Annotated in this window: 14 protein-coding genes; 8 read left to right on the top strand and 6 right to left on the bottom strand. The window is 65.9% G+C overall.

The features are described from left to right. Positions 1-208 precede the first annotated feature (208 nt). The 3 genes from guaD (at position 209) to NFG57_RS09125 (ending at position 4329) form a co-directional block, all read left to right on the top strand. The gene (gene guaD, locus NFG57_RS09135; RefSeq protein ID WP_253029032.1) at positions 209-1504 is read left to right on the top strand and encodes a guanine deaminase; all 1296 of its coding nucleotides are present in this window, start codon (positions 209-211) and stop codon (positions 1502-1504) included. Between the two features lie 152 nt (positions 1505-1656). Beyond that, on the top strand, positions 1657-2703 hold the full coding sequence (locus tag NFG57_RS09130) for a rhodanese-related sulfurtransferase (protein WP_348816006.1): 1047 nt from the start codon (positions 1657-1659) through the stop codon (positions 2701-2703). 663 nt (positions 2704-3366) lie between these two features. After that, positions 3367-4329 (top strand): cytochrome-c peroxidase, encoded by a 963-nt coding sequence (locus tag NFG57_RS09125; protein ID WP_348816004.1) that lies wholly within the window; start codon positions 3367-3369, stop codon positions 4327-4329. 139 nt (positions 4330-4468) lie between these two features. On the opposite strand, the gene NFG57_RS09120 is transcribed toward NFG57_RS09125, so the two are convergent. From NFG57_RS09120 to NFG57_RS09095, 6 genes are all read right to left on the bottom strand, one after another. Further along, positions 4469-5464: an adenosine deaminase gene (locus tag NFG57_RS09120; RefSeq protein WP_348816003.1), complete on the bottom strand. Its 996-nt coding sequence runs from the start codon at positions 5462-5464 to the stop codon at positions 4469-4471. A 47-nt stretch (positions 5465-5511) separates the two neighbouring features. After that, complete coding sequence (gene cydC / locus NFG57_RS09115; RefSeq protein ID WP_348816001.1) at positions 5512-7317, bottom strand: thiol reductant ABC exporter subunit CydC; 1806 nt, start codon at positions 7315-7317, stop codon at positions 5512-5514. Further along, on the bottom strand, positions 7301-8965 hold the full coding sequence (cydD, locus tag NFG57_RS09110; RefSeq protein WP_348816170.1) for a thiol reductant ABC exporter subunit CydD: 1665 nt from the start codon (positions 8963-8965) through the stop codon (positions 7301-7303). The genes cydC and cydD overlap by 17 nt, the downstream gene beginning before the upstream one ends. A gap of 115 nt (positions 8966-9080) precedes the next feature. Then, positions 9081-10079: a cytochrome d ubiquinol oxidase subunit II gene (gene cydB, locus NFG57_RS09105; protein ID WP_348815999.1), complete on the bottom strand. Its 999-nt coding sequence runs from the start codon at positions 10077-10079 to the stop codon at positions 9081-9083. Positions 10080-10083: 4 nt separating this feature from the next. After that, the gene (locus NFG57_RS09100; protein ID WP_348815997.1) at positions 10084-11493 is read right to left on the bottom strand and encodes a cytochrome ubiquinol oxidase subunit I; all 1410 of its coding nucleotides are present in this window, start codon (positions 11491-11493) and stop codon (positions 10084-10086) included. Between the two features lie 306 nt (positions 11494-11799). Next, positions 11800-12789, bottom strand: a complete 990-nt coding sequence (locus NFG57_RS09095) for a calcium/sodium antiporter (RefSeq protein ID WP_108133773.1) — start codon at positions 12787-12789, stop codon at positions 11800-11802. Positions 12790-12983: 194 nt separating this feature from the next. Between NFG57_RS09095 and NFG57_RS09090 the strand changes: the two genes are divergently transcribed. From NFG57_RS09090 to NFG57_RS09070, 5 genes are all read left to right on the top strand, one after another. After that, complete coding sequence (locus tag NFG57_RS09090) at positions 12984-14399, top strand: paraquat-inducible protein A (RefSeq protein ID WP_348816169.1); 1416 nt, start codon at positions 12984-12986, stop codon at positions 14397-14399. After that, positions 14396-16084 (top strand): intermembrane transport protein PqiB, encoded by a 1689-nt coding sequence (pqiB, locus tag NFG57_RS09085; RefSeq protein ID WP_108133774.1) that lies wholly within the window; start codon positions 14396-14398, stop codon positions 16082-16084. Before NFG57_RS09090 ends, pqiB begins: the two co-directional genes overlap by 4 nt. Positions 16085-16166: 82 nt before the next feature. Further along, the gene (locus NFG57_RS09080) at positions 16167-16748 is read left to right on the top strand and encodes an ABC-type transport auxiliary lipoprotein family protein (protein ID WP_045994327.1); all 582 of its coding nucleotides are present in this window, start codon (positions 16167-16169) and stop codon (positions 16746-16748) included. A 218-nt stretch (positions 16749-16966) separates the two neighbouring features. Continuing rightward, positions 16967-18313, top strand: a complete 1347-nt coding sequence (locus NFG57_RS09075) for a DEAD/DEAH box helicase (protein WP_124804684.1) — start codon at positions 16967-16969, stop codon at positions 18311-18313. Positions 18314-18408: 95 nt separating this feature from the next. Then, positions 18409-18909, top strand: coding sequence for a hypothetical protein (locus tag NFG57_RS09070; protein ID WP_045994329.1), 501 nt, complete (start codon positions 18409-18411; stop codon positions 18907-18909). The last annotated feature ends 35 nt before the right edge of the window (positions 18910-18944 follow it).

Here is an 18944-nt window from a genome sequence, read left to right as displayed (position 1 = left end):
CGCCGCGCCTGCCGCCCCCTGACCACAACGTCACCGCCATAGTGCGATGACGCGATGACCCTATAAGCGACAACCCGATAAAGAGTGCCCCATGACCGAGACCCGTAACGCCTCTGCCAGCACCGCACCCGCGCCCGAGGCTTTCTCCGGAACTTCCGCCAGCGCCTCCACCAGCCCCGCTGGCGGCCCCTGCTCATCGAGCTGGGTCATGCGCGCGCGCATCCTCAGCTTCAACGCCGATCCCGGTGACGGCGACACCCCGCTCGAGGGCAGCGTCAGCTACTTCGCCGACGGCGTGCTGTGGTGGGCCGAGGGTGTCGTTCAGGCGGTGGGCGACTATACAGAGCTCGCCCCCCACCTGCCCGCCGACGCCAGCGTCATCGACCACCGCGACAAGCTGGTGATGCCAGGCTTCATCGACAGCCATGTGCACTATGTGCAGCTCGAGATCATGGCCTCCTACGGACGCCAGCTGCTCGACTGGCTCAACGAGTACACCTTCCCCGAGGAATGTCGCTTTGCCCAGCGCGAACACGCCGAGCAGATGGCCGACGTCTTCCTCGACGAACTGATGCGGGTAGGCACCACCACCGCCCAGGTGTTCTGCTCGAGCCACCCGGCCTCGACCGACGCCTTCTTCAGCGCGGCCCAACGCCGCGACCTGTGCATGCTGGCCGGCAAGGTACTGATGGACCGCCATGCCCCCGACGCGCTCACCGACGACACCTACGGCGGCATCCGCGACAGCGAGCGCCTGATCAGTGACTGGCACGGCACCGCGCGTCTCGGCTACAGCGTCACCCCACGCTTCGCGCCTACCTCCACCCGCGCCCAGCTCGACGCCGCCGGTGGCCTTCTGCGCAATGACCCGAGCCTGTGGCTGCAGACCCACCTGTCGGAGAACCTGGGCGAGCTCGACTGGGTGGCCGAGCTGTTTCCGGGCAGCCGCGACTACCTGGCGGTCTACGAGGAATCCGGGCTGGTGGGGCCGCGCAGCACCTTTGCCCACGGCATCCACCTGGACGACGAGATGCGTACCCGACTGGCCGAGCGCGGCGCCAACATCGCCTTCTGTCCCAGCTCCAACCTGTTTCTCGGCAGTGGCCTGTTCGACCGGGCCGGCGCCCGGGCCCAGGGGCTGAATCTGACGCTGGCCAGCGACATCGGCGCCGGTACCGACCTGTCGGGACTTGCCACCCTGAAGGCGGCCTATCAGGTCGGCCAGCTCAGGGGCACGCCACTGACCGCCTGGGCAGGCTTTCATGACCTAACCCGAGGCAACGCCGTATCGCTATCACTGGACGATCGGATCGGCAGCCTGACCCCCGGGCGCGACGCCGACTTCGTGGTCATCGACCTGTTCGCCTCGCCGCTGCTGGCTCGACGCATGGGGCGCACCCAGTCGCTGGCAGAGGAGCTGTTCACCCTGATGATGCTGGGGGACGACCGCGCCATCTACGAGACCTGGGCGGGGGGACGCCTGCAGCACCGCCGCCAGACCTGAAGAACCCGACGACAGGCGCCGGCGACCGGCGCTTGCACGGGGTGATGGCTGGCCGGGAAATTCCTCGGCGAGTGCGCTAGAATGCGCGCCTTGAATACCACACGCTGCCAACGCTGCTCCGGATTTACGCTCCGGCTCGCACGAGGACAACCATGAGTCACGATACTTCACCCCCTGAGACATCCACCGAAACCGCCACTTCTGGTTCAGACACCCTGGTGGTGTGCGCCCTGTACAAGTTCGTCACCCTCGACGACTACGAGGCGCTGCGCGAGCCGCTGCTCGCCACCCTGCTCGAGCATCAGGTGCGCGGCACCCTGCTGCTGGCCCGTGAAGGCATCAATGGCACCGTCGCCGGCACCCGCCAGGGCATCGACGCGGTGCTCGCCTGGCTACGCGCCGACCCGCGCCTGGCCGAGCTCGACACCAAGGAGTCGCTGACCCGACGTGCGCCCTTCATGCGTACCAAGGTCAAGCTCAAGCGCGAGATCGTGACCATGGGCGTCGAGGGCATCGACCCGCGCCATACCGTCGGCACCTACGTGGACCCCAAGGACTGGAACGAGCTGATCCAGGACCCCGAGGTGCTGCTGATCGACACCCGCAACGACTACGAGGTCGAGGTCGGCACCTTCGAGGGCGCGGTCAATCCGACCACCAGCGCCTTTCGCGACTTCCCCGAGTACGTGAAGAAGACCCTGGACCCGAGTCGCCACAAGAAGGTGGCGATGTTCTGTACCGGCGGCATCCGTTGCGAGAAGTCCACCGCCTACCTCAAGGAGCAGGGATTCGAGGACGTCTACCACCTCAAGGGCGGCATCCTGAAGTACCTGGAGGACGTACCGAAGGACAAGACCCTGTGGCGTGGCGAGTGCTTCGTGTTCGACGACAGGGTGACCGTCGACCACGACCTCAAGCCCGGGCGCTATGACCAGTGTCACGCCTGCCGCATGCCGATCACCGAGCAGGACAAGCAGAGCGAGTACTATGAAAAAGGCGTCTGTTGCCCGCGCTGCTACGACCGCCTGAGCGACGAGCAGAAGGCCCGCTTCGCCGAGCGCGAGCGCCAGATGCGCCTCGCCCGGGAGCGCGGCGAGGCCCACCTGGGTGCCGACGCGGTGGCACGCATGGAAGAGCGTCGCGAGGCCAAGCGACGCGCCAGGGAAGCGGCGCGCGAGGTCAATCGCCAACAGGGCTGATACACGGCTTCTGGTGTTGCACACCCGTTGATGCATGCCGGCTCGTGCACGCCGGCCCTCCAGCCACAACACCCGCCAGACCACCCGCCAGACCACCCGCCAGACCAAACAAGAGGCGCCCTGGGCTTTTTACCAGAGACGGGCGCCTCTTTTGCATGTCACCGAGGACTTCGCCGATAGCGAAGGGCGCGCCGAAGCGCGCCAAACTGTGTTGAAAGAAACGGCGTCGGCCTGTTCAACCTCTTCCTCGCCTCAGTCGGCGATCACGCCAAAAACACCTTAGATTCCGACGTTTTCGCTTCGACATCATGCCTCAGCAACCTTCCACCCCGCCCGTTGCCTGAAAAGCGGCCGCCGCCCACACAGGATCACCTATTACTAACACCAGCGCGGGCAAGCCGCAGTGCCATCTAGTGACATGAAGCACGCCTTGAGCATCAGGGTTCGCCATCCACCTGTGCCGCTACTGATTCCCCCTGCCGCTCGCCGAAAAACGACAGGCTCAGATCGCCCGCCTGAACGGCAAACCGTGACGTGACGCAACGAAGGGAATACATGATGCGACCTTGGCCCAACTACCTTTCCCCTGCTCTGGCCGGCACTTTCTTGGCCAGCAATTTTTTAACCGGCACTTTTTTAACCGGCACTTTTTTGGCCTGCAGCATGGCCGTCGCCTCCCAGGCGTCGGCGGCACCCACATCAGAGACCGAATCCGCAGACCAACAAGACTATCGACAGTATTTCACCCCGCTACCCTCGCTTCCCCCCATCCCCGCCGACAACAGCCTCACCGCTGAGAAGGTAGCGCTTGGCAAGATGCTGTTCTTCGAACCCCGGCTGTCGAAGAGCAGCAACATCAGCTGCGCTTCCTGTCACAACCCGGCCCTGGCCTGGACGGATCGACTTCCGACGGCGGTCGGCCACGATGGACAGACAGGCGAACGCAACTCCCCCACCGTGCTCAACTCGGGCTTTCTTGGCTCACAGTTCTGGGATGGTCGCGAACCCGACCTGGAAGGCCAGGCGCTGGGGCCTATCCAGAACAGCATCGAGATGGCCCACGACCTGGACGGCGCCCTTGCCCGCCTTTCCGCCGTCGAGGGATATTCCGATCACTTCCAGACGGCATTTCCCGCCGACGAGGCCCCGCTGTCCTCCGGCAACCTGGCCGACGCCATCGCCAGCTTCGAGCGCACGCTGAATACGCCGAACGCTCCGCTCGATCGCTACCTGCTCGGTGACGAGGCTGCCCTGACCGATCAGCAGAAGGCAGGCATGAAGGACTTCGTGGACGTCGGGTGCATCACCTGTCACCGCGGCGCCAACTTCAGCGACAGCCTGTTCCACCCGATTCAGGTGCCGGGATCGGATGATCTCGGGCGCTTCGCGGTCACCAACGAGGAAAGCGATCGACAGGCCTTCAGGACGGCATCACTGCGCAATGTGGCCCTGACCTACCCCTACTTTCACGACGGCTCGGCCGAGACGCTTGAAGACGTCGTGCCCATCATGGCCGAGCAGATGCTCAAGCGAGAGCTTGATGAAGCGACCGTCGAACGTCTGGTCAGCTTCCTGCATGCCCTGACAGGAGAGCAACCGGTGGTCACGGTGCCTGCTCTGCCCTGATCCAGTCCTGATCCAGTCCCGGGCCTGACCCGGTACTGCCACCAATAGCCCCCTGCAAACGCCAGCGCCGCCTCCCCGACAAGGGGCAAGGCGGCGCTTGATGAGCCAGTCCCGGCGTCAGGCACTTTTACGGCAAGGCCTAGGATTCCACCAGCCGCTGTCTCAGCGCCTGCCTCCTCTCCTCATCCATGAAGGCCGCCTCGATGGCGTTGCCGGCCAGCCACTTGAGGGTCTCGTTGGACCAGCCGAAGGCCTGCTGACAGGCGGCGAAGTTGTCGCGCATGCCACCGCCGAAGTAGGCCGGGTCATCGGAGTTGATGGTCACCACCAGACCTGCGTCGATCAGCGTCGGCAGGCCGTGATCCTCGAGCCGCTCCACCACTTTCAGGCGCACATTGGACAGCGGACACACCGTCAGCACAGTGCCTTCGTCGGCCAGCCGCTCCATCAGCTCGATGTCCTCGATCGCCCTTACGCCATGGTCGATGCGACACACCTGAAGCTCATCCAGCGCCTCGCGGATATAGCTCGGTGGCCCCTCCTCACCTGCGTGGGCCACGCGCTCAAGGCCCAGCTCCCGCGCCCGGGCAAAGACCTCCTGGAACTTGCTCGGCGGATTGCCTCGCTCAGCGCTGTCCAGCCCCACGGCACTAAAGTGGTCATGCCAGGGCGTGCTGTCCTCGAGCAGCTGCATGGCATCGGCGGCGGGCTGATCACGCAGAAAGGCGAGGATCATGGCGGTGGAAATATCCAGCTCGGAGCGGGCCTTGGCACAAGCGGCCGTCAGGCCTTCCATCACCTCGGACAGCGCCACGCCACGGGACAGGTGGGCCTGGGGGTCCACGTGCATCTCGATATGCACCACTCCCTCGGCGGCGGCGCGCCGGAAGTAGTCCATCGCCAGGTCCTCGAAGTCCCGGGCGCGGACCAGCACGCTCATGCCCTGATAGTAAAGATCGAGAAAGGACTGCAGGTCGCTGAAGTCGTAAGCCTGTCGGGCCGCCTCGATATCGGCGTAAGGCAGGCTGACCCCGTTACGCTCGGCCAGCGCAAACATCAGCTCCGGCTCCAGCGTACCCTCGATGTGCAGATGCAGTTCCGCCTTGGGCAGGCGGGTCAGAAAGTCGTCGGTCATGGTGTCTGGCCCTGTGGCATCGAACCGTAGAAATCAGGTGTCGTCGTTTACATGGTGACGCATTCGCCCCGGGCTTGCCATGGCGTACCGGCCGCCATGTCGATGACCCTGGGTATGTGCTCCATGCCGGGCGACGGCGAGTCGGGATCATGATGGTGCACCAGCATGAGCACCGTGCGTCCGGCCAGCCAGGGGCCGATGCCCTCGGCCACCCGCCGCGCGGTGGCCGCATCCAGCGAGGCAAAAGGCTCATCGAGCACTACCAGGGCGGGATCGGTCAGCCACAGACGCGCCAGACCCAGACGTCGCGCCTGGCCGCCGGAAAGCTGTCGCCCCCCTTCCCCCACGCGTGTCTCGAGCCCGCCGGGCAGCCCCTGCGCCCAGTCGGCCAGGTCTACCGCAACAAGCGCCTGCCACAGCCGCTCCGGGCTCGCCTCGGGGGCGCCCAGACGCAGATTCTCGGCAAGGCTTGCGTCAAACAGCTCCACCCGCTGGGTCAGACAGCCCACTTTGCAGCTCAACCACTGCGGGTCCAGGGCTTCCACCGCCTGGCCGTTCAGGGTCAAGCGACCATGGTGGCCTCGCAGCTCCCCGGCAAGCAGCGCCAGCAGCGTCGACTTGCCACTGCCGGAGGGGCCACAGATCGCGGCCCTCTCCCCCGGCGCCAGCCGGAAGCTCAGGGGCGACAGCGCCTGATCGAGCGCCTGCGGATAACGAAAACTCAGCGACGTTGCGCAGACCTCCAGCCCTCCACACTCGGCAGTCCCGCTTCGAGGCGCAGCGTGCACTGCAACAGCTCGGGTGGTGTCTGATGAGACATTTGCAGGCGCTGCACGCTGCTGGTCGATGGCATTGAGCCGCTCGGCGGCGGCGAGGCTTGCGCCGGCCTGGGTGAAGGCGGCGGGCAGACTTGCCAACCCCTCGGCCAGGGCCAGCGAGGCCAACGGCAGCATCACCAGCACGGCGGCGCCCAACTGGCCGCCACCGAAGGCGGCGAGGCCACCGATCAATACAAGCCACCAGGCGCCCCCCATCACCAGCGTCGTCAGAACATTGCCAAACCCGGTGATCAGTGACAGTCGCCACTGAGCCGCCAGCAGCTCGTCCTCGAGGGCTTCAAGCTCGCCACGGCGGCGCGCCAATGCGCCGTAGGATTCGAGTTCACTCAGACCGCCAAGGGTTTCGATCATGGCCGAGCGCAGTCGCTCCAGCCCGACGACGCGGCGACGACAGGCCGCAAGACCCAGGCGGGCCTGTCCGAGGGTCAGCCAGCTCCAGCCAAACAGCAGCAAGACGCCCAGCACCAGCGCGACCTGGGGCAGCCACACCGCCACCAACGCTACCAGCGCCGCCCCCAGCACCAGCGCCATCGCCGCCGGCGCCAGCAGCCGCAGGTAAAGCGCGTCCAGGGTATCGATATCGGCGGTCAGACGGTTGAGCCAGTCGCCGGATCGCCTTGCCCCGAGGCTGGCGCCGTCCATCGCCACCAGGCCCGAGAAACAGCGTGCCCTCAGGCGTGCCAGCAGTCGCAGGATGGTGTCGTGGTTGTAGAGGCGTTCGACGTAGCGTGACACGGTGCGGGATACCGCAAACAGACGAATGCCCGCCCCGGGGGTGTAGACGTCCAGGGTAGCCGCCATACCCGCGGCCAAGGCCGCGCCGGTCAGGGCGCTGGCAGTGATGAACCAGCCCGACACCGCCAGCAGCCCCAGCGCCGACAGCGCGGTCAGCACCATCAGCACCACGCCAAGCACCAGGCGCCGACGAAACGACGCATGCACCTCGATCCACGGACGCAGACTGGCAATCCCCGCAGCGAATCCCGTATCCGTGCGCTCAGTCGACGACGCCATGGGCCACCTCTTGCTGTTCTCTTCCACTCGCGGTGACTCGCCCATCGAGCAGCTCCACACGCCGGTCCCCCATGGCCAGGATGGCCGGGTGATGGCTGGCGATGACCAGCGCCCGGCCCTGGCCGGCCAGACGCCGAAAGCCGCGAATCAGTACCGCTTCGGTCTCTCGATCCAGACTCGCCGTCGGCTCGTCCAGCAGCACCAGCGCGGCATCACTCAGGAACACCCGCGCCAGCGCCAGGCGCTGGGCCTGCCCGCCGGACAGGCCCAGGCCATTTTCGCCGATCCGGGTATCGAGTCCCTCGGGCAGAGCCGCGACCAGCGGCTCAAGGCCCGCCTGCTCGAGCGCAGTGCGCAGGTCGTCATCGCCAGCGTTCGGCGCCGTCAGGCGAAGATTGTCGGCGAGGCTGCCCTGGATCAGCAGCGGGCGCTGGTCCATCCAGGCAAAGGCGATGCCCGGTGCCGATTGGCGCGAGCCCTCGCCAGGCCCGACAAACCCCGCCAGCATCGCCAGCAGGCTCGACTTGCCGGCACCCGATGGGCCGCTGATCACCACCACTTCACCGGCGTCCACCCGAAAGTCCAGCGGACCCAGCACGCGGCCACGCCCAGGGTGATCCAGGCAGGCGCCTTCGAGCCGCACAAGCTGGCCACCGGACAACACTGAAGAAGCGGGACTTTCGGCAGTGCCAGGCGCCGAGACGGGCGACACTCGCGACGGATCGATGGGTTCATCGAGCAGTTCCGTCAGGGCCTGGGCGGCGGCCAGCGCCGAGGCACGGTCGTGGTAGTGCTGTGACAGTGTGCGCAGCGGCTGAAAGAACTCCGGGGCCAGCAGCAGGATGGTCAGGCCACTGGCCAGCGTCAGCGAATCGGCCACCTCCAGCGGCAGGTCCCCGAGCAGGCCAAAGCCGATGTAGATGGCCAGCGCCGCAATCGCCACCGAGGAGAAGAATTCGAGCACCGCCGATGACAGAAAGGCCAGTCGCAAGGGCTTCAGGGTGCGCCGGCGATAGTCGTCGGCGACCTGGGCAACCTCGTCGGTGACCCTGTCGCCGGCACCGAACAGTCGAATGGTGGCGATGCCCCGCACCCGATCGACGAAGTGCCCGGACAGTCGCGTCACCGCCGCGAACTGGTCGCGATTGAGCGATTCGGCGCCCATGCCCACCAGCGCCATGAACAAGGGAATCAGCGGCGCGGTGATCGCCAGCAGCAGCGCCGCCAGCCAGTTGTGCCAGGCGATGATGGCGAAGATGACCAGCGGCACCACCATCACCACCCGAAGTTGCACCCAGAAGCGTGAGGTGTAGCCGTCCAGTGCCTCGACCTGCTCGACAAGGCGATGGGCCAGGCCGGCACTGTGATGGCGACCGGCACGCACCGGTCCCAGCGCAAACAGATGCTCGAGCAACTCGTGGCGTACCGCGCGGCGAAGGCGCTGGCTGGCTCGCTGGGCCAGACACTCCTGAGCAAAGCCAGCCCCGGCACGCAGCGCCAGAAGCCCAAGTAGAGAGACAAGCCAGGGCCAAAGCTGGCTCAGGGAACGCTCACCCTCGATCGCCAGCACCAGCACCTTGGCCAGCAGTACCCATTGGACCACACCCGCGAGTCCTGCCAGCACCGCGAAGGCTGCGGCCAGGGTCAGCGGACGACGCTGGGCCCTGGTGTGCTGGTCGAGCCACAGCCGCGCCCTGGTGGCCTCGCCGCGAGACGACTCAGAACGAGGCGACTCAGAACGAGGCGACTCAGCACCAGACGACTTAGTGATAGCCGCCCCCTCTTACCTTGCCGCGGAACACCCAGTAGGACCAGGCGGTGTAGCCCAGTACCACCGGGATCACGAACAGCACCCCGAGCAGCAGAAACAGCTGGCTCTCCGGAGCCGAGGCGGCGTCCCAAAGGGTGATGTCCGGCGGGATCAGGTAGGGCCACTTGCTGGCCACCAGCCCCAGGTAGGTGAAGAAGAACAGTCCCAGGGTAGCCACGAACGGCTGGCCCTCACGGCGACGGGCCACCGAACGCCACACCATGGCGGCGCACAGCAACGCCAGTGCCGGGAACACCCAGAACAGTGTCAGGTGGCCGAACCAGCGCTCACGCACGAAGTCGTCGACGAACGGCGTCCAGATACTGATCACGGCAAAGCCCGCCAGCACCAGTCCCAGCAGCCTGGGCGTGATGCGGTAGGCCCATTCCTGCACCTGCCCCTCGGACTTCAGAATCGTCCAGGTCGCCCCCAGCAGCGCATAGCCCGCCATCAGCGCAAGGCCAGTGATCACGGTGAAAGGCGTCAGCCAGTCGAAAGGACCGCCCACGTAGACATTGTTGGCGACCTCGAAGCCCTCGATGTAGGCGCCGACCACGACCCCCTGACAGAAGGTGGCGACCATCGAGCCCCAGCAGAAGGCACGGTTCCACCAGTAGCGATTACGTACCGACTTGAAGCGGAACTCGAAGGCGATGCCACGGAAAATCAGGCCGGCCAACATCAGGAAGACCCCAAGATAGAGCGCCGGCAGCAGGATGGTATAGACCAGCGGAAAGGCCGCCAGCAGTCCCGCCCCGCCGAGTACCAGCCAGGTTTCGTTGCCGTCCCATATCGGCGCTACCGAGTTCATCATCACATCCCGGGCGTGCTCGTCCGGGGCGAAGGGGTAGAGGATACCCACCCCGAGATCGAAGCCATCCATCAGGATGTACATCATCACGCCGAACCCGATGATCAGCGCCCAGATGGCAGAAAGGTTGATCAATTCCATGTCATCAACTCCCGAACTGGCGGCCGGCGTCGGCCTCGAGGGTGGCGTGGGCGGCGGACAGCGGTCGCTTGGCCGTCTCGACCTCGTCGTCGTGGGGCTCCTCGGCCAGCATGCCCTGGCGCACCACCCGGGTGAGGTAGTAGCCCCCGGTCAGGAACACCACCGCGTAGACCAGCACGTAGCCGATCAGGGTGGCGAGCACCATCCAGCCACTGAGCGACGGCGTCACCGCCTCGGCCTGGGTCATCATGCCGTACACCAGCCAGGGCGCGCGGCCCGCTTCGGTGACGAACCAGCCACCCAGCACCGCGATAAAGGGCGCCACGCTCATGAGTCTCAGCGTCTGCAGGAAGGGGCGACTCTTGTACAGACGACCGCCACGGCGCAACCACAGACCGGTGAAGGCCACCGCGATCATCAGCATGCCCATGCCGACCATGGCGCGGAATGACCAGAACACGAACCACACCGGTGGTTGCTCCTCTACCGGGACCTCCTTGAGCCCAGGTACCTCGCCGTCCAGGTCATGGGTCAGGATCAGGCTGGCCAGGCGCGGAATGCCGATCTCGAAGTGATTTTCCTGGGCCTCCTTGTCCGGCCAGGCGAACAACAGCAGCGGCACCCCGGACTGGGTCTCCCAGTTGGCCTCCATCGCCGCCACCTTGGTCGGCTGATGCTCAAGCGTATTGAGGCCATGGGCGTCGCCGACCACCGCCTGTACCGGCGCCAGCACCAGCAACAGCCACATGCACATGGACAGGGCCTTGCGGTTGGCCTCGACGTCGCGGCCGATCAGCAGATACCAGGCGCTGACGCCGGCCACCACGAAGCCGCCGGTCAGGAAGGAAGCCAGCGCCATGTGGGCAAAGCGATAAGGGAAGGAGGCATTGAACATGGCCTCGCCCCAACTGGTGACGCTGAAGTGGCCGTCGATCATTTCCACCCCGGCGGGGGTCTGCATCCAGCTATTGGTGGACAGGATCCAGAAGGCCGAGATGAAGGTGCCCACCGCGACCATGATGGCGGCGAACAGGTGAACCCCATCGGCCACCTTGCCACGTCCAAACAGCAGCACCCCGAGGAAGCCGGCTTCCAGGAAGAAGGCGGTGACCACTTCATAGCTCAGCATGGGGCCGAGGAAATTGGACGTCGCCTGACTGAAGTTGCTCCAGTTGGTTCCGAACTGGAAGGCCATGACGATCCCGGAGACCACGCCCATGCCGAAGACCACGGCGAAGACCTTGACCCAGAAGGCGGCCAGTCGATCCCAGGCGGGATTGCCGGTCTTGTAGAAGAGTCCATGCAGGACAGCGACATAGGACGCCAGCCCTATGGTAAAGACGGGGAAGATGGCGTGGAAGGATACGACGAAGGCGAACTGTATACGTGACAGAAGCACGGGATCCAGTTCCATGAGCGACTCCTCGAGGCAGGGATGACCGACGGCACCGCCCTGCCTCGGGAACACAACCCGACCCTGGCAGGACAGCATCGAACCCGAGCGGAATCGAGTCGATAGAGCGCAGCCTTGCTCGGCTAGCCTGGCAATCTATCTATGCACAATCATGCATCTTCGATCCCGCTTGCCCTCAGCATAGAGGTCCCGCAGGCCTCTGTCCCATGGCCAATTGTCGCACGCACCCATGGCCGATCACCTACCCGCTTGTCAGCCCACCTCCCTTGCCTTTGCCGTGGCAAGGGAACGTAGCCAGGTGTCAGGTCAGGACTGCCCCAGCACCAGCGATACCAGATAGGCCGTGTAGGCCAGGTAGACGGCAACCAGGACGCCACCCTCGAACCGATTGATGCGCCCCGCCCGGCCCTTCCAGCCCAACGCGAACACCGCCATCATCAGGGTCATGGCGGTCATCAGCGACCAGTCTCGCATCAGCACCTCACGCCCGGCCTCGATCGGCGCGATGACGGCGGCCAGCCCCACCACCCCCAGGGTGTTGAACAGGTTGGAGCCGACCACGTTGCCCAGCACCAGATCATGCTCCTTGCGACGCAGGGCACTGATGGACGAGGCCAGTTCCGGCAGCGATGTGCCGATGGCGACCACGGTCAGCCCGATGATGACGTCGGACACCCCGAGACCCTGGGCGATATCCACCGCGCCCCACACCAGCAGCCGGGAACTGACGACCAGCAGGGCCAGGCCCAGCACGGTAAGGAAGATGCCCTTGCCCAGCGACATGGGATGAGCATCGAGTTCCTGCACGGTATCGGTGGCCAGGGCGTCCGCCCTGGCGGCGGCTTCCTCGCGCCGGCTCTGGATCACGCTTGCGACCATGAACACCAGCAGCGCCAGCAGCAGCAGCGCGCCCTCCAGCCGGGAGATAAGCCCGCCCCACATCATCAACGCCGACACCAGGGTGGCGGCACCGAGCACCGGCAATTCGCGCCGAATCACCGATGAATGCACCGCCAGCGGGGAGATCAGCGCCACCAGCCCCAGGATCAGGCCGATGTTGGCGATATTCGAGCCATAGGCGTTACCGAGTGCCAGCCCCGGGTTGCCCTGTGCCGCAGACAGCGCCGACACCGTCAATTCCGGTGCCGAGGTGCCGAAGCCGATCACCAGCATGCCCACCAGCAAGGGCGACAGTCCCAGCCGCGCAGCGGTGGCCGCGGCGCCCTCGACAAAGCGTTCGGCGCTCCACACCAGCACCACCAGGCCACCCAGAACCGCCAAAACGGGAAGCAACATGTCAACTCCTCACCCATGATATCGGTCGCATCTTTGTCTATGGTGTCACCCACGTCAACGTGCCACACTATTTAATTCGCAGGATCAGCTTGTTAAGCCATCAGCGCCTGATTCGCGACGAAATGCAGACGAACAGAACCCTCTTTCAAGACCGGAGTCCCCCTACCACTGTGACGACCCCCGTACGTGGCCCCCTGGAACGGATCCGCAACGCCTCCGTCACCCAGCATCCTCCCCCCGAGGTGCGCATCAGGTCGCGCCGGCGCCTGCGTGCCTGTCACGAGTGCGACTGGATCATGGCGCTGCCGCCGCTGCGTCCCGGTGAAGAAGCGGACTGTGTCCGCTGTGGTCACGACCTGGTCAAGCGTCATGCCTTCCCCGCCCAGCGCAGCCTGGCGCTGTCGCTGGCATCGCTGGTGGCATTGGCGCTGGCCCTGTCCTTTCCGTTTATCGGCTTCAGTACGCGTGGCGTCGGCAACGAAATAGAAGTGGCCCAGACCGCCACCCAGATGCTCGAGCACCACCAGCCCATCGTCGCCATGGTGGTGCTGATGTCGATCATCGTGTTGCCGGCGATCTATCTGCTGACGGTGGTGTGGCTGCAGATCAGCCTGATGCTGCCCCGCCGTCTGCCCTATAGCCGCACCCTGGCCCGCGGACTTTCCCATATCGCGCCTTGGCTGATGGCCGACGTCTTTATCGTCGGCACCATGGTGGCGCTGATCAAGGTGGCAGGACTTGCCGAAATTTCCCTCGGACCGTCGTTCTGGGCCTTTATCGCCTACGCCATCCTGCTGCTGGCGACGACCCTGTCACTGGACAAGGACTGGCTGTGGTTCTCGCTCAGCGGCGAGCCTCTGGCACCGGAGGGCACGCGCACCGGCGAGACCGCTGCCTCCCAGGGGCTCACCGGCTGCCCCACCTGCGGGCTGATCAACTGCCTGGACAGCGAGGGCCATGGCCGTTGCGTGCGCTGCAGCGAGAAGCTGCACGCCCGCCGGCCGCGCAGCCTGCAGACCACCTGGGCGCTGCTGTTCACCGCCGCAGTGCTCTATATCCCCGCCAATGTCTATCCCATCATGTACACCACCAGCCTCGGCAGCTCGGACCCGCAGACCATCATCGGCGGTGTCATCTACCTGGTCAGCCACGGTTCCTGGCCGGTGGCGCTGGTGATCTTCGTGGCCAGCGTCATCGTGCCCATCGGCAAGCTGCTGGCACTGGTCTGGCTGTGCCTGGTGGCGCCGCGGGCACCGGGCATGCGCTCGGTGGTGCGAGCGCGGCTCTACCGATTGACCGAGCTGATCGGACGCTGGTCGATGGTCGACGTCTTCGTGGTAGCCATCCTGGTGGCCCTGATCCGCGCCGGTGCGCTGATGTCGATCGATCCTGGCCCCGCTGCGCTGGCCTTCGGTGGCGTGGTGATCATCACCATGCTGGCGGCCATGAGTTTTGAGCCTCGCCTGCTGTGGGACGGCAGCGAGGATCCCTGCAACCCGATGGACTCCCCGGATGATGACGGGTTGCACGGCGACCACTCGGGCCTGGCGTCCGACACCGCCCCTTCACCCCATCGCACTGCGCCGGATGAACAAGGAAGCACACCATGAGTGACGCCGATAAGCGCCACCCCGACAACCCGCCAGCGCCGTCCAGCAAGGACATGCACCGCGCCGCGCCGACCCAGCAGAAACGGCTGTCGCCGGTGTGGATCGTGCCCTTTGTGGCACTGCTGATCGGCGCCTGGCTGGTCTACGACAACTATGCCAGCCGCGGCCCCCAGATCGCGCTGCATCTGCCGTCCGCCGACGGCATCGAGGCCGGCAAGACGTTGATCAAGACCCGTAACGTGGAGGTCGGCAAGGTCACCTCGGTAGCACTCAGCGACGATCTCTCCGGCGTCGAGATCACCGCTCAGATGGAACCCCAGGCCGAGAAGATGCTGGTCGAGGACACCCATTTCTGGGTGGTCAAGCCGCGCATCGGGCGCGAGGGTATCAGCGGACTCGGCACCGTTCTCTCCGGTGCCTATATTCAGCTCGAGCCGGGTCAGAGCGAGGTGGATGCCCGCGAATTCGACGTCAGCGACCAGCCTCCGGTGGCGCCGCCGGGTGCCCAGGGGCTGCGTCTCAACCTGGTCAGCCAGGTCGGCAACTCGCTCAGCGTCGGCGACGCCGTCACCTTCCAGGGGGTCAGCGTCGGACGCGTCGAGGAGGCCGACTTCGATGTCTCCACCCAGAGCATGCACCACCGCATCTTCATCGAGAGCCCCTACGACACCCTGGTCACCGAGAACACCCGCTTCTGGGCCACCAGCGGCATCGACGTGCGCTTCGGTTCCGACGGTTTTCAGGTGCAGGTCGAGTCGCTGGAAGCGCTGCTCGGCGGCGGCGTCACCTTTGGCGTGCCCGACGATGTTCCCGCCGGCAAGGAGGCGGAAGAGGACGCCTCCTACGAACTCTATGCCGATGAGGAGGCCGCCCGCCAGGGTACCTTCAATCGCTATCTCGAGTACGTGCTGCTCAACGAGGACACGGTGCGCGGCCTGTCTCGTGGCGCCCCGGTGGAATTCCGTGGCGTGCGCATCGGCACCGTGGCGGCCGTCCCCTGGAACTTCACCTCGCCCCAGCCGGAAAACCGCGACAAGCTGGCCATCCCGGTGCTGATTCGCATCGAACCCCAGCGTCTGGGCATCGGCGCCAACGAGCTGGATCTGCAGGAGTGGCGTGAGCGCTTCGACCGGCTGTTCGAGCGTGGCCTGCGCGCGACCCTCAAGAGCGGCAGCCTGTTGACCGGGGCGCTGTTCGTCGACCTCAAGATCGACGAAGAGCTGCAGGGCCAGTATCTGGCCGAGACCTTCGCCGACCGCCCGGTGTTCCCCACCGCCTCGGCTGGCCTTGCCCAGATCCAGGCCCAGGTCACCGCCCTGCTCGACAAGCTCAACCGCCTCGAGATCGAGCCTATCCTGTCGGGACTCGACCGCAACCTTCAGGTCTCAGAGGCGATGCTGACCCAGGCCCGCTCACTGGTGCAGAGCATGAACAGCCTGCTCGACAACCCCGAGACCCAGGGCTTGCCCGGCAACCTCAACCAGACCCTGGTCGAGCTGCGCCGCACCCTCGACGGGCTGTCGCCGGAATCCAGCGTCTACCAGGACCTGACCCGCACCCTCAACGAGGTCGAACGTCTGGTGCGTGACCTGCAGCCGGCCGCTCGCAAGATCAGCGACGATCCCCGCGCGCTGCTGTTCGACAGCATCCAGACCGAGGACCCGATCCCGCGGGCACCGCGCTGATCGCCTCCCGCCCGAGTCTGCGGACTCGGGCGGGATAGACGGAAGCATCGACAACACTGACCTCACCGGAAAGGAGTTCTCCATGAGGCCGATACATCGCCTGTGTGTTCCCCTGCTGGCGCTGTGGCTGGGCGGCTGCGCCAGCGGCACCGCCCCCATGAACCACTATGTGCTGCCCTCGGATGCAGGCAGCAGCGATGCCCGGGTCCCCAGCGCCGACGAAACGCCGTTGCTGGTGTCCACACCCAGGCTCGCCAACTACCTCGAGGCCGAAGGCATCGTCCTTCAACTCGACGACATCTCGCTGAACGAGGCCAAGTCCCACCAATGGGCGGCACCGCTGGCACAGCAACTCGAACGCGGCCTGCGCGACCGCCTTGAGGCCAGACTGCCTGGACGCCGGGTGCTGCTGTCCGGCGACAGCGGCAACGCCCTGACCCTGGAATTGAGCGTCGACCGCTTCCAGGGCCACTACGACGGCTACGCCGTGGCTTCTGGTCAGTGGCTGTTGCGTGACGGCCAGCGCAAGGTGGTGGACAGCGACAGCTTCGAGGCCACCGAGTCGCTGGACAGCGACGGCTATTCGGCACTGGTACGGGCGCTGGGGCGCACCTGGGATCAGGTGGCCGATGATATCGCCGCCCGGGTCCGTGTCGCCCCCTGAGCGTCTCGACAACGCCTCCCCGCCCCTCATCAAGGTTCTGCCGGCCCGACTTCTTTTCACCCCCGCCGATGCGCCGGGCCGGCAAATCTGGCATCATGCCCGCAACGGTGACGGGGGTCCCCCGCTAGAGCGGTCACCGAATTTTTCCCCACGCCTTGTCCGGGACCGACGCCATCAGAACGGTGGCGTCCAGCGAGTGCGTGCGTGCTGGAGTTTGCATGAGTTTTTCCGATCTCGGCCTGCGTGCCGAATTGCTTCGCGCCGTCACGGCGCAAGGCTATGACACCCCGACTCCGATTCAGCGTCAGGCCATCCCCGCGGTACTCAAGGGTGGTGACCTGCTGGCCAGTGCCCAGACCGGCACCGGCAAGACAGCGGGCTTTACCCTGCCGATGCTGCAGCGCCTGGCCGATGGCCCTCGCCCCTCCAAGCGCCAGGTCCGTGCCCTGGTGCTCACGCCCACCCGTGAACTCGCCGCCCAGGTCGGCGAGAGCGTGCGCGACTACGGTCAGCACCTGTCACTGCGTCACCACGTGATCTTCGGTGGCGTCGGCCAGCAACCCCAGATCGACGCCCTGCGGCCCGGTCTCGATGTGCTGGTGGCAACGCCTGGCCGCCTGCTCGACCTGCACCAGCAGGGCCACGTGGATCTGTCGAGCGTCGAGATCCTGGTGCTCGACGAAGCCGACCGCATGCTCGACATGGGCTTTATCCACGACATCCGCCGTGTGCTGAAGCTGTTGCCCGAGAAGCGTCAGAACCTGCTGTTCTCGGCGACCTTCTCCAGCGAGATCCAGGCGCTGGCCGACAAGCTGCTCGACCGCCCGGAGATGATCGAGGTCGCACGCCGCAATACCACCGCCGAGACCGTCGACCAGGCCGTCTACCGAGTGGACCGGGAACGCAAGCGCGAGCTGCTTTCACACCTGATCACCAGCCAGCGCTGGTTCCAGGTGCTGGTGTTCACTCGCACCAAGCACGGCGCCAACCGCCTGGCCGAGCACCTCGACAAGCGCGACATCTCTGCCATGGCGATCCACGGCAACAAGAGCCAGTCAGCCCGTACCCGCGCCCTGGCGGCGTTCAAGGCCGGCGAGCTGCAGGTTCTGGTGGCCACCGACATCGCCGCCCGTGGTCTCGACATCGACGAACTGCCCCACGTGGTCAACTTCGAGCTGCCCAACGTCGCCGAGGACTACGTCCACCGCATCGGTCGTACCGGCCGTGCCGGCAACGAAGGCCAGGCCATCTCGCTGGTGTGCGTCGATGAGCATGGCCTTCTGAAGAACATCGAGCGCATGATCAAGCGTGACCTCGAGAAGCGCATCGAGCCGGGCTTCGAGCCCGACCCCAACGCCAAGCCGGAGCCTATCGAGAACGGCCGCAACAAGCGCGGTGGCGGTCAGCGCCGCAGCCAGGGTGGCAACAATAGCTCCCAGCGCGGCAACGGACGACGTGGTGACGGTGGCGGTGGCGGCGGCAATGCCCGCAACGGCAATGGCGAGCAGCCTGCACGTCGCAGGCGCAGGCGCTCCGGCCAGGGCAACCGCCAGGGACAGGCATAAGCTCGAGCATCGCCTCAGGCATAGCCCCGAGCGGCTAGACAAGAGCAATCCAGGGGGCGGCTTGCCGCCCCCTTCCATCTCAGCAGGACAGCGATATGGCATCTCCAGAACTGATCAAGGAATATCGCCGCTTCCGGGCCTTCCAGAAGCAGGCGCAACTCGACAACGAGCATCGCGGCGCCCAGACCAAGATCGACGAGGCGCGGGTCAGTGCCGCTCGCATGACCGAGGCCTACCGCAGCATGGCAGAGAAAGGCGCCGAGCAGGGGGCCTGCTATCGCACCCTCTACCTGCGCGACCATGACGGCGTGGCGCTGACCTGCGAAGGCTGGATGTTCGTGCGTCGCGTGCTGGCCGAAGGCGGTGCCACTCGCGTACGCGCCAGCCTGCTCGAGACCTTCCGCCTGGAGAATGGCCAGTGCGCCCCCGGCGACACCCCGGTCGAAAAGATCACCCTGGAGATCTACGACCAACTGCTGGTCGATAAGGGCATGGCCACGGCCGTGCGCATCGATGGCGTCGACGGCGATCGCCACAGCCAGTTCCTGACCTTCAATGATCAGGTGCGTGGCGATCTGCGTCGCTTCCTGAAATAACCGTATCGGCCGCCGTCCGCGGGGCCTGCGCCTCC

Source organism: Halomonas sp. H10-59, assembly GCF_040070555.1.
GTDB lineage: Bacteria > Pseudomonadota > Gammaproteobacteria > Pseudomonadales > Halomonadaceae > Halomonas > Halomonas litopenaei.
The sequence above is the reverse complement of the archived record's forward strand: the minus strand, read 5'-3'. Positions and strand labels throughout refer to the sequence as shown.

Excerpts from the sequence above, each read along its gene's own strand:
- NFG57_RS09120 (WP_348816003.1), bottom strand. The coding sequence starts at position 5,464 with ATGACCGACGACTTTCTGACCCGCCTGCCCAAGGCGGAACTGCATCTG.
- NFG57_RS09100 (WP_348815997.1), bottom strand. The coding sequence starts at position 11,493 with ATGGAACTGGATCCCGTGCTTCTGTCACGTATACAGTTCGCCTTCGTC.
- NFG57_RS09080 (WP_045994327.1), top strand. The coding sequence starts at position 16,167 with ATGAGGCCGATACATCGCCTGTGTGTTCCCCTGCTGGCGCTGTGGCTG.
- pqiB (WP_108133774.1), top strand. The coding sequence starts at position 14,396 with ATGAGTGACGCCGATAAGCGCCACCCCGACAACCCGCCAGCGCCGTCC.
- NFG57_RS09075 (WP_124804684.1), top strand. The coding sequence starts at position 16,967 with ATGAGTTTTTCCGATCTCGGCCTGCGTGCCGAATTGCTTCGCGCCGTC.
- guaD (WP_253029032.1), top strand. The coding sequence starts at position 209 with ATGCGCGCGCGCATCCTCAGCTTCAACGCCGATCCCGGTGACGGCGAC.
- NFG57_RS09070 (WP_045994329.1), top strand. The coding sequence starts at position 18,409 with ATGGCATCTCCAGAACTGATCAAGGAATATCGCCGCTTCCGGGCCTTC.
- cydC (WP_348816001.1), bottom strand. The coding sequence starts at position 7,317 with ATGGCGTCGTCGACTGAGCGCACGGATACGGGATTCGCTGCGGGGATT.
- cydB (WP_348815999.1), bottom strand. The coding sequence starts at position 10,079 with ATGGAATTGATCAACCTTTCTGCCATCTGGGCGCTGATCATCGGGTTC.
- NFG57_RS09125 (WP_348816004.1), top strand. The coding sequence starts at position 3,367 with ATGGCCGTCGCCTCCCAGGCGTCGGCGGCACCCACATCAGAGACCGAA.
- NFG57_RS09095 (WP_108133773.1), bottom strand. The coding sequence starts at position 12,789 with ATGTTGCTTCCCGTTTTGGCGGTTCTGGGTGGCCTGGTGGTGCTGGTG.
- NFG57_RS09130 (WP_348816006.1), top strand. The coding sequence starts at position 1,657 with ATGAGTCACGATACTTCACCCCCTGAGACATCCACCGAAACCGCCACT.